The sequence below is a fragment of the Pannonibacter indicus genome (assembly GCF_001418225.1).
Classification (GTDB): Bacteria; Pseudomonadota; Alphaproteobacteria; order Rhizobiales; family Stappiaceae; genus Pannonibacter; species Pannonibacter indicus.
In genome coordinates, this window is sequence record NZ_LIPT01000007.1 from 13,820 (window position 1) to 25,472 (window position 11,653).

Annotated in this window: 7 protein-coding genes; all 7 read left to right on the forward strand. The window is 63.1% G+C overall.

Translation table 11 applies throughout. From position 1 onward, the window contains the following. Positions 1 to 499: 499 nt before the first annotated feature. The 7 genes from pglB (at position 500) to ASC48_RS11545 (ending at position 11,642) form a co-directional block, all read left to right on the forward strand. On the forward strand, positions 500 to 1,870 hold the full coding sequence (gene pglB / locus ASC48_RS11515; protein ID WP_055456035.1) for a polygalacturonase PglB: 1,371 nt from the start codon (positions 500 to 502) through the stop codon (positions 1,868 to 1,870). 9 nt (positions 1,871 to 1,879) lie between these two features. Beyond that, complete coding sequence (locus tag ASC48_RS11520; protein WP_055455903.1) at positions 1,880 to 4,984, forward strand: alpha-mannosidase; 3,105 nt, start codon at positions 1,880 to 1,882, stop codon at positions 4,982 to 4,984. After that, entirely contained in the window at positions 4,981 to 6,216 is a 1,236-nt protein-coding gene (locus ASC48_RS11525; protein ID WP_055455904.1) for a CehA/McbA family metallohydrolase, read from the forward strand. Before ASC48_RS11520 ends, ASC48_RS11525 begins: the two co-directional genes overlap by 4 nt. A gap of 39 nt (positions 6,217 to 6,255) precedes the next feature. Further along, the gene (locus ASC48_RS11530; RefSeq protein WP_055455905.1) at positions 6,256 to 7,308 is read left to right on the forward strand and encodes a LacI family DNA-binding transcriptional regulator; all 1,053 of its coding nucleotides are present in this window, start codon (positions 6,256 to 6,258) and stop codon (positions 7,306 to 7,308) included. A 210-nt stretch (positions 7,309 to 7,518) separates the two neighbouring features. After that, a complete protein-coding gene (locus ASC48_RS11535) occupies positions 7,519 to 9,330 on the forward strand; it encodes an ABC transporter substrate-binding protein (protein WP_244270048.1) in 1,812 nt (603 codons plus the stop codon). A 139-nt stretch (positions 9,331 to 9,469) separates the two neighbouring features. Further along, a complete protein-coding gene (locus tag ASC48_RS11540; protein ID WP_050472530.1) occupies positions 9,470 to 10,456 on the forward strand; it encodes an ABC transporter permease in 987 nt (328 codons plus the stop codon). A gap of 58 nt (positions 10,457 to 10,514) precedes the next feature. After that, entirely contained in the window at positions 10,515 to 11,642 is a 1,128-nt protein-coding gene (locus ASC48_RS11545) for an ABC transporter permease (RefSeq protein WP_055456036.1), read from the forward strand. The last annotated feature ends 11 nt before the right edge of the window (positions 11,643 to 11,653 follow it).

Genomic DNA, 11,653 nt, shown 5'->3' on the forward strand with positions numbered 1-11,653 from the left:
TCTAGCGCATTTCGGGGAGGAGGGGGAACCGGATTCAGGTGGGGGCTGTGTTTCTGGTGCATTGGGGTGAGGGACGCACAAACACACATCATGTCATCCCGGTTTGGCGCGCAGCGGCAGGACCGGGATCGAGTACGCCCTGCGCGAGGAAGGTGAGCGCCGGGAATACTGTATCCCCGCCTTCGCGGGGATAACAAGAAGAGAAGCTGCAGCAAAAGGCAATCTGCATCTCCACCCACCGCGCCACCCCGGCTCGAAGGACGGGGTGACGGCCGAGGGGGCGGAAAGGCTGCACGTGCCTGACAGGTCCCGGCACAAGGCCGGGACGGTGCGGAGAGTGGGGCAGGGAAAGCCGAGAAGTCGTAATGAATGAAATTTTTTCATTTCTAATTCTGCGGCGGAATTTCTTCTTCTGCATCTCCCGCCCTTGATTGCCGCAAAAAACCGTTTAATCCTTTTGCAAATTTCGCTGCTGGAGGGCGGCGGGTGGGAGGGTGCTTTGCGTCCAGATGAAAAATTATTTACACCCGTAGAAGGTGACGCAACGGCTGCGCTGCAGGCGGCGATGGAGGCGGCTGCAGCAAAGGGTGAGGCGCTGCGGCTGGCTGCGGGGCGTTATACTTGCGCCGGGTTGAAGCTGCCGTCCGGGCTTGATCTGCGTTTCAGCGCCGGGGCCGTGCTTGTCTTTGCTGAAAGCTATGAGGCCTATGCGGCCAATGAGGTCGGCATTGAGGCGGAGAAATCCGGCCGGGCAATGATCACGGCGAAGGATGCCACGAATATCTCCATTACCGGCCCTGGCCTCATCAGCGCGCCGGGGCCTGCCTATGTGACGGGCCGTCTGGAGGATATGGGCACGCTCGTTCCGGCCGCCGCCCGGCCACGAGTGATGGTGCTGGAGAACTGCAAGGGCGTGACGCTCGCAGATTTTTCCGTCGAAGCTTCGCCCATGTGGACGCTGCATTTCGTTGAATGCGAGGGTCTGCGCGTCTCCGGCCTGTCGGTGACCAATGATCTGGAAATGCCGAACACCGATGGCGTGGTGCTGGATGCCTGCCGGGATGTACGGGTGGAACGCTGCCGTATTTCCACCGCCGATGACGGCATCGTGCTGAAGACCAGCGCCCGCCTTGATGGCGCCCCTGCCGGTGCCTGCCGCAATATTGTCGTGGCAGATTGCGACATCGAAAGCCGCAGCTGCGCGCTGAAGCTGGGCACGGAAAGCCACGGCGATTTCGAGAACATCGAGTTCCGCGACTGCCGCATCCTCGGCTCCAACCGGGCGCTTGGCATCTTCTCGCGCGATGGCGGCAAGGTGCGCAACATTGCCTTCCGCCGCATTGGCCTGTCCTGCGAGGAAACGCCGGAGGGCTTCTGGGGCTCGGGCGAGGCGGTCACCATAACCGTGCTGGACCGCCGCCCGCTGGGCACGCCCGGCGGCAAGGCTGCGGGCGGTGTGCGCGATGTGGTGTTTGAAGATATCTCCGGGCGCATGGAAGGGGCGGTGAACCTCATCGCCGACAAACCCGGTGCCATCTCGGGCCTGCGGCTGTCGCGCATCCGTCTGGTTCAGGCCGACGGGGTCTGGCGCGGTCACTATTATGATGTGCGCCCCACCGCAGCCGATCTGGCTCCCTCGCCCGATGCTGCCGGGCGCGCCAATGCCTGGGTGAAGGGTGCCGATGGCAAGGTCATTGGCCTTGTGCCCTATCCGGGCGGCATGCCCGGTCTTTATGCCCATAATGTGGAAGGGCTGGTGCTGGAGGATGTGGTGATCGAGCGCCCCTTGCCGCTGCCGCAGGGATGGCATGCGCAGGAGCAGGTTGTTGTCTCCGGTATGCCCGCCGTCTGGTCTGTCTACGGTCTTTGAGGAGCTCTCGTGAGCAAGCTGATCCGCAAGCTGGAGCATCTGCTGTCGCGTTTGCAGCAGAGGATCTACACCCGCACCGGCCATGAGGTGGCCTTGCGCTATTGCGCCGGGTCCTCTGAAACCCGTGCCGCCCTCGTTGCCTCCTCGCGCGAAGACTGGACGCCGGTCAGCCGCGATCTCGTCTGGGGCGGGCCGGATGGCTATTACTGGTTCGGCGGCAGCATCACGCTGCCCGACGAGCTGATCGGCCAGCGTCTTGCCGTGCATGTGGAAGCGGCCTTTGGCAGCGTCATGGGCCGCTCCGATCCGCAGTGCCTCGTGCGGGTCAACGGCCGCATCGTGCAGGGCGTGGATGGCAACCACCGGGAGTTCCCGCTGACCGAGGAGGCCCGTCCCGGCGAGGCCTTCGATATCCTCATCGAGGCTGGAACCATCGAAGACCGGCGCCAGCTCGGGTTTGCCTGCCATGTGGTCCGCCATGACCTTGATGTTGAGGAAACCTATTACGATCTGCGGGTGCCGCTCGATGTGGCGCGGCTTCTGGCGGAGGATGATCCGCGCCGCTCCTTTATCCTGCGTCAGCTGGATGCGGCGGTGGATGCCATTGATCTGCGCCCCGGCAACGGCGCCCGCTTCCGCGCTTCGCTGGCGTTGGCCCGTTATCATGCGGGCGAAATTTATGCGGCTCAGGATTTCGGGCAAAAGCCCGTCATCACCGCCACCGGCCACACCCATATCGACGTGGCCTGGCTGTGGCGGGTGCGCGAGACGCGGCAGAAGATGGCCCGCTCCATGGCCACGGCCATGACGCTGATGGACGAGTTTCCCGACTATCAGTTCATGTACAATCAGTGCGTCCTGCTCGACTATCTGGCGCAGGATTATCCCGAACTGGCGCAGCGCATTGCGTCGCGCGTTCAGGATGGGCGCTTCGAGATCGAGGGTGCGCTCTGGCTGGAGCCGGATGTGAACATTTCCAGCGGCGAGTCGCTGGTGCGGCATATCCTTTATGGCGTGCGCTATCACGAAGAGACCTATGGCGTGCGCCCGCGCATGGTGTGGCTGCCGGACACCTTCGGTTATTCCGCCGCCCTGCCGCAGATCATGCAGCGGGCGGGGCTGGACACTTTCGTCACGCACAAGCTGTCGTGGAACGACACCAACCGCATGCCGGAGGAGAGCCTGTTCTGGCAGGGCATCGACGGCACAAAGGTGGCCGCCTATTTCCTGACGACGCAGCCGTATGACTCCAAGAGCATCGGCACGACCTACTGTCCCAACCTGAAGCCCACCCATGTGATGGGCGCCTGGCGGCGGCATGGGCAGCAGCATCTCAGCAAGGAGCTGTTCCTCGTCTATGGCCATGGTGATGGCGGCGGCGGGCCGACGCGGGAGATGCTGCACAACATCCGCCGCATGGAACGCGGCATCCCCGGCTGCCCGAAGGTAGAACATGCGCCCATGCGCCCCTTCTTCGAGCGGTTGCTGAAGCGCATGGCGGAAAATCCGGAGAACTACCCCACCTGGGTGGGCGAGCTCTATCTGGAGTTTCACCGCGGTACCCTGACTTCCGTTGCCCGCAACAAGCGCAGCAACCGGCTGGCGGAAGCCGCGCTGCGGGAACTGGAGCTGCTGGCTGTTCTGGCGGCGCAGCATGGCGTGGCCTATCCGGCGGCAGAGCTGCGCCGCCTTTGGGACATCGTGATGCTGAACCAGTTCCACGACATCCTGCCCGGCTCTTCCATCGGCGCGGTCTATGAGGACAGCGATGCAGACTATGCCCGCCTGTTCTCGGCTGCGGATGAGCTGAGAGCCCGTCTGCTGGCGGCGCTGCCGGGTGAGGGGGCGCAGGTGTTCAATCCGTCGGGCACGGCGCGCAGCGGGCTGGTGATGATGCCGGATGCCGGCGGCCTCATTTCAGGTCAGGCTATTGTGCGGGCCGATGGCTCGGCGGCCCATGCAGTGCGCGTCGAGGCCCTGCCGCCGCTGGCGCTTGTCAGCCTGGAGGCCCACACGGCTCCAGCGCCGCTGGACGGGCTGGAAGTCTCGCCGGTGCGGCTTGCCAATGAGCATGTCGAGGTGCTGTTCGATGAGGCTGGCCGCATGGTCTCGCTCCTCGACCGCAAGACCGGGCGGCAGGTTCTGAAAGCGGACGCGAAAGCCAACCGGCTTCAGGCCTTCCGCGACATGCCCGCCGAATATGATGCCTGGGACATTGATGCGGATTTCGAGGATCAGGTCTTCGAGATCGACGATCTTGTCTCGGCAGAGGTGGTGGAGCGCGGCCCCCTGCGGGCGGCCATCCGCTTTGAATGGCGGTATGAAACCTCGCGCCTTGTGCAGGTCATCTCGCTGGAGGCAGGTGCCCGGCAGGTGGAGGTGGACTGCTTCATTGACTGGCACGAGCACAACACGCTGGTGAAGGCAGCCTTCCCGCTGGCGCTCAACACGGCGGCCATCAATGCGGAGATTCAGTTCGGCCATGTGCGCCGCGCCACCCACCGCAACACCTCCTGGGACAAGGCCCGTTTCGAGTGCTCCATGCAGCGCTGGATCGATGTCAGCGAGCCGGACTTCGGGGCCGCTTTCCTCAATGATTGCAAATATGGCTATGACGCGATCGGCAGCGATGTGCGGCTGACGCTGCTGCGCTCGCCCACCTGGCCCTGGGCAGATGCCGATCAGGGCGCGCATCACCTGCGCTATGCGGTGATGCTGCATGACGGGGACAAGGTGGCGGTGCATCAGGCGGCGGAGGCTTTCAATCTGCCGCTGCGCTTCGTTGCTGCTGCGGATAATGCCGCCAGCGGCTCTGCTGCCATGCCCTTCACGCTGGAGGGTGAGGGCGTCTGCATCGAGGCGGTGAAACAGGCCGAAGAGGGGGATGCCATCATCCTGCGCCTGTGGGAGGTTTCCGGCACCCGCCGCAAGGCGCGGCTGCGGCTGGATCCGGCCATCACCGCCGTGTCGCGTACGGACCTTCTGGAGCGCGAGCCTGAAGCCCTGACGGTGGAGGAGGGCGCTGTCAGTCTCTCCCTTGCGCCGTTTGAAATCCTGACGCTCAGCCTGTCGCGGAGCGCTCTTGCCACTTCTTCAATGCCGAGCCTGACATGACCCAGCCGCTGTACGAATTCACCCGCCGCATCACCGAGTTTCCGGAAGGCGAGAAGTCCTTCATCGAGATCCCCTTTACCGTCGATGACAGTATCGAGCGGATCGAGGTCAGCTATATGTTTCCGGCCGGCAGCGGCGGCAGTGTCATCGACATTGGCCTTGCCCAGAACGGGCGCATGCGCGGCTGGTCCGGCTCCGAGCGGGGCCATGTGCATGTGGCGGCAGACCGGGCGACCCCGGGCTATGATCTTGGGGCCTTGCCGGGCCGCTGGGATGTGGTGCTGGGCATCGTGAAGATCGGCCTCAACTGCTACACGGACTTGCGCGTTCGCCTCGTGCCCAAGCGCAGGACGTGGCTGGTGGGCGACATTCACAGCCATTCGGAACATTCCGACGGTGGCGTCACTGTGCTGGATGCCATCCACCGCGCCCGTGCCTCGCGGCTCGATTTCGTCGCCATCACCGACCACAACACCGTGTCGCAGAACATCATCCGCCCGGATGATCCGGACATTCTGGTGATCCCGGCGATGGAACTCACCTCTTTCTACGGCCACACCAACTTCTTCGGGCTGGAGCGTCCGGTGGAGGACTGGCGCTGCCGCTCGCCGCAGGATGTGGCGGACAAGATGGCGGAGGCCCGCTCAAAGGGCGCAACGGTGGTGATCAACCATCCCTTCCAGAACTCCGATGGCGGGCGCTGGCAGGCCGGTTTTGATGTGGCCTTTGATGCCATGGAAATCTGGAACGGCAACTGGACGCCGATGAACCAGCAGGCCATCGATTTCTGGCAGGAGCTGCTTTGTGCAGGACGCCGGATTCCGGTGACGGCGGGCAGCGACTTCCACCTCAAGAACCGCCGCCGTCATGGCCACCCCTCCAACCGGCTGCTGGCGGAAAGCTACACGATGGCGGGCATTCTGGAGGCCATCCGCGCCGGGCGCAACGTGGTGGCTGCAGGGCCTGATGACCGCATGGCAAAGCCGGCCAATGAAGCAGGGCCGCAATTTGGCGAAGAGGCGCGGGCAGGGCAGAAACTGGCCACAACCTTCACCGGCCTTGCAGCCGGAGACGAGCTGCGCGTGATCACGGACAAGGGCGTCGTGGAGGCTTTGTCCCCGGCGGGGTCTGCATTGACCCATGAGGCAGCTTTCGCCAGCCGGTTCCTGCGTTATGAGATCTGGAACGGCGGCGAGCCAAGGCTCTTCACCAATCCCTATTACGCAGGCTGAAAGCCGCACGCGCTGCTGTGTGCTCAGGGAGGGGCTTACATGAAGAAGAAAACGCCGGGCAAGGTCGGCATCAAGGATGTGTCGCAGGAGGCGGGTGTTGCGCTCAGCACTGTCTCGCATGTGCTCAACGGCACGGCGCCGATCAGCGCCGAGGTGCGCGCCCGGGTGCTGGATGCAGCCCGCAGACTGGGGTATCTGGCCAAACGCCAGCAGAAGGGGGCGATTGCCTCACTCTCGACGCTCTATCTCGCGGTGCCCAACGGCAATCTGCCGCATGTGAATACCAATCTCTTCTCCTGGACGATGCTTTCTGCCCTGACGCGGGAGTGCGAGCGCCGGGCCATCAAGCTGGTGCCGCATGCCAGCGAAGGAGACCTGAGCGCGCCGGAGATCATTGCCGGAGCACAGACCTGCGGGGCCGATGGCATCATTCTGGTGCATGATCACACGCCACGCCTGATCAAGGGGCTAGCCGCGTCCGGCATCGCCACGGTGCTGCTCAATGGCGATGATCCCTCCATGTCCATCGACACGGTGGTGCCGTCCAACCGCTATGGCGCGCGGCTTGCGGCGGAGTGGCTGTTGTCGCGCGGGCATCAGTGCATCCTGCATCTCACCTGGCGTGGCCGCAGCACCATACGCCGCCGTCTGGACGGAGTGCGTGACGCCCTGCTGGCCCGGGACCTTTCGCCCGATGCCTGCGAGGTGCTCTATGCCGATGGTTATGAACCCGGTCACGGGGAGGCGGCGCTGTCACGCTACATCGCAGCCCGGGGTGGCTTGGGCGGCAACACGGCCATCTTCTGCGCAGCCGACAATCTTGCCATCGGTGCGCTCAATGCACTGCGCGCTGCCGGGATCAGCGTCCCGGGGGAGGTCAGTGTCATCGGCTTTGACGGCGTGACCATCGGCGAGCTGACCACGCCGCCGCTGGCAACCGTCCGGGTGCCGCTGGACCATCTGGCCGCGGCCGCCGTTCAGACGCTCGAGAACCGTCTTGCCGTGCACGCACCCGATTTCCCGCCCGTCCGGATCGAACTGGCCTGCCAGCTCATTATCCGTGAAAGTGCGAGGGAAGTCTCAAGTAAATGAAAATATTTTTGTTCTTGAAATTGTACTTGCAATGCGGGATCGTCTCCTTCGTCAAGCTTATCAGAAGCTAATCTGCTGTGTTTATGGTTGTGCTTCTGGCTCTGGGAGGAGGTTGATATGGGGATTTGTAAAAATATTTTCACTTCACTTGCGATGATCTTACTGGCAGGCTCTGCCATCAGTTCCGCCCATGCTTTCCAGGAAGCGCCGATGCTGGAAGCACTTGTGAAGGAGGGCAAGCTGCCGCCAGTGGATCAGCGCCTGCCGGAGACGCCGGCGGTGATCGAAGCTGCTGAGGTTGGCCAGTATGGCGGCAACTGGCAGCGCGCCTACAAGGGGCCGGGCGACCGCTGGGGCCCGACCAAGCTCATGGAAGAGCGCGTGGTGAAGTGGAGCCAGAAGACCGGCGGCCCGCTGGAACTGGTGCCGGGTTATATCTCGTCCTATTCGGTCAGCGAGGATTCGCGCGAGTTCACCTTCTCCCTGCTGAAGGGGCTGAAGTGGTCGGATGGCGAGCCGGTGACCACGGAAGACGTGCGCTTCTGGTATGAGGATGTCTATCTCAACAAGGACATTCTGGCCGAGATTGACCAGACGCTCGCCCCCGGCGGCAAGCCGATGAAGCTGGAGATCATCGACGAGCAGACCTTCAAGGTCAGCTTCGAGGATCCTTATGTCTATTTCCTTGAAATCCTCGCCAAGGATTCCACCGGCAACCCGAGCCTTGACCGCCCGAGCTTCCTGTTTCCGAAGCACTATCTGAAGCAGTTCAACAACAAATATGCTTCGGAAGAGGAGCTGAAGGCGGCGGCTGCGAAGTTCGGCGTCGAAAAGTGGAGCGACCTGTGGGGCTCGCGCGGGGCGGCAACCGCCTGGTGGCAGAACCCGGACCTGCCGGTGATCACCGCCTGGAAGATCGAGACCCCGGCACCCGCCGAGATCGTGACCATGGTGCGCAATCCCTATTATTATGCGGTTGATCAGGCCGGTAACCAGCTGCCCTATATCGACCGCATCACCCACAAGCTGTTCAACGATCAGGAAGCCTTCAACCTGATGATCGTGCAGGGCCAGATCGACATGCAGATGCGCTATGTCGAGCCGCAGGACTTCACTTTTTACAAGGAGAACGAGGCCAAGGGGAATTATACGGTCCGCCGGTGGACGCAGGCCCAGACCTGGGCGCTGGTGCCGAACCTCACCGTCAAGGATGAAGTGCTGCGCGGGCTGTTCGAAACGCCGGAGTTCCGGCAGGCGCTCAGCGTTTCCATCGACCGCGAGACGGTGAACGAGCTGATCTTCTCCGGCCTTGCCGAGCCCCGTCAGGCCTCTCCTGTGACCGGATCGCCGAATTTCGATCCGGAGCTGGAAACGCACTGGGCCGAGTATGATCCCGATCTGGCCAACGAGCTGCTGGACAAGGCCGGTCTCGACAAGCGCGATGCCCAGGGCTTCCGCCTGCGCCCGGATGGCAAGCGCCTGTCCATCGTTGTCGAAATGCAGCATGCCAATGGTCCCAAGACCATGGAAATCATCGCGGCCAATTTCAAGGATATCGGTGTCGAGCTGCTGCCGCGCATCATCGACCGGACCCAGTGGGACGCGAACCGCGACAACAATGACTTCCAGATGCAGTGGTATCCCTTCGACCGCCTGTCGGTCGTGGCGGCTGACCCGCGCATCATGATGGGCAATGATTCCTACGCCAACCAGTATTACATCTGGTACTCGACCAAGGGTGCTTCGGGCATCGAGCCGCCTGCAGATCACGCGATCCGCAAGCTTTTCGAGGATTGGGACAAGGCGGCCAAGGCTGCAAGCCGCGCCGAAGCCGATGGTGCACTCAACGACCTGATCAAGACCTTCGTCACGCAGGGCTGGGTCATTGGCGTTGTCGGGGAGCTGCCTGCCATCACCATCGTGAAGAACAATTTCATGAACTTCCCCGATGACCTGATCGAGGATGACATCACCCGCGGCATTGGTCTGGGCGTGACCCAGCAGATGTGGATGAAGCAGTAGCGGCTGCAACGTTCCGACCGGCGCCCCGATGCCGAAGGGCTGGGGGTGCCGGATCCGGTCAATCTGAAATCCTGTTCCCGCCCGCGCGGCGCACCGCCGGCCTTTACCCCAAGGCTGCGTGCGGAACTGGAGGGTGTTCATGCTTGGTTACATCTTGCGGCGTCTGGCCTGGGCCGTGCCCACGCTGATCTTCGTCTCCTTCATCTCTTTCCTCATCATCCAGCTGCCGCCGGGCGATTTCGTCACCGCCTATGCGGCGCAGCTGCGCAATGGCGGGGAGTACATCACCGAAGCGGAAGAGGCGATGATGCGCGCCCAGTTCGGGCTCAATGATCCGCTGCTGGTGCAATACTGGCGCTGGATCTCCAACATCGTCTTCTACGGTGACTTTGGCCGGTCGCTGGAGTGGAACGCACCGGTCAGCGACCTGATCTGGGACCGCCTCGGGCTGACGCTGCTCATCTCCACCCTCAGCATGATCTTCACCTGGCTCATCGCCATTCCGGTCGGCGTCTATTCCGCCACCCGGCAATATTCCATCTTCGACTATGTGTTCACGGTCTTCGGCTTTCTCGGCAAGGGCGTCCCGGATTTCCTGCTGGCGCTGATCCTGATGTGGACCGCCTTTGTCTGGCTCAACATGGATGTGGGCGGGCTGATCTCGCCGCAGTTCGAAGGAAAGCCCTGGGATCTGGCCAAGATCATCAACCTGCTGGAGCACCTCTGGATTCCGCTGGTGGTGCTGGCTACGGGCGGTGCGGCGGGACTGATCCGCGTCATGCGCGCCAACATGCTGGACGAGTTGCGCAAGCCTTATGTGGAAACGGCTTACGCACAGGGCTTCACCGAGCGCACCGTTGTCTGGCGCTATCCTGTACGTGTGGCGCTCAACCCCTTCATCTCGACGGTCGGCTGGGCCCTGCCCGCGCTCTTTTCCGGCGACGTGATCACCGCCGTGGTGCTGAACCTGCCCACCACCGGCCCGCTGCTGCTGCAGGCGCTGAAGATGCAGGACATGTATCTGGCCGGCAGTTTCATTCTCATTCTCAGCGTCTTCACCGTCATCGGCACGGTGGTGTCCGACATCCTGCTCGCGCTGTCCGATCCGCGCATCCGGTTTGCATGAGGAGCAAGGCCGTATGACCCAGACCCTCGATCAGACATTGTCCACCACGCCCGCTGAAATGCCGGTCCTGCCGCCGCTTGCCCCGCGCGAGGAGGTGATGGGCGGAGAGCTTTCGACCGCGAAGCAATGGACGCTCATCTGGTGGCGTTTCCGCAAGCACAGGCTGGCGGTGGCCTCGCTCGTCTTCATGGCAGTTCTTGGCGTTCTGGCGCTCTTCGCCGATTTCGTTTCGCCCTACCGGCCGGAGACGATCAGCCGCCTCAACACCTTTGCCCCGCCCAACATGGTGCACATCTTCCATGAAGGCAGCCTGCACCGGCCCTTTATCTACCCGCTGGAGCGCAAGCGCGATCCGGAAACTGCGCGGGTGATCTATCAGCCCAACACGGAAAAGCCGCTGCCCATCCGCTTCTTCGTGGAAGGGGAAAGCTATCACCTGCTCGGGCTTTACGAGACGCGTGTGCATCTCTTCGGCATCGATGACCGCAAGCAGCAGATCAACCTGCTGGGCACCGATTCCCTTGGCCGCGATCTCTTCACCCGGCTTCTTTACGGCGCCCGCGTCACCCTGTCGGCCGGCCTTGTCGGCGTTGCCTTTGCCTTCATCCTCGGCCTCGCGCTGGGCTCGATCTCGGGCTACTACGGCGGCTGGCTTGACGCCGGCATCCAGCGGCTCATGGAGTTCATCCGCTCCATTCCGACGATCCCGCTGTGGATGGGCCTGGCTGCGGCGCTGCCCATCGCCTGGGACCCGCTGTTCGTCTATGTGCTCATCACCATCATCCTGTCGCTGATCGGATGGACGCATCTTGCCCGTGTCGTGCGTGGCCGCTTCTTCTCGCTGAAAACGGAGGACTATGTGCTGGCGGCAAGGCTCGCGGGCGCTTCGGAATACCGGATCGTCACCCGCCACATGCTGCCGGCCATGACCAGCTACATCATCGCCGCCGTCACGCTGGCGATCCCGGAGATGATCCTGGGCGAAACCGCACTCAGCTTCCTGGGGCTGGGCCTGCGCCCGCCGGTCGTCAGCTGGGGCGTGCTGCTGCAGGACGCCCAGAACCTTCGCACCATTTCCCTGGCCCCCTGGCTTCTGGCCCCGGGCATTGCGGTCGTGCTCGTTGTTCTCGCCTTCAACTTCATTGGTGATGGCCTGCGCGATGCCGCCGACCCCTACGGCCACTGAGGGGGAGGAGC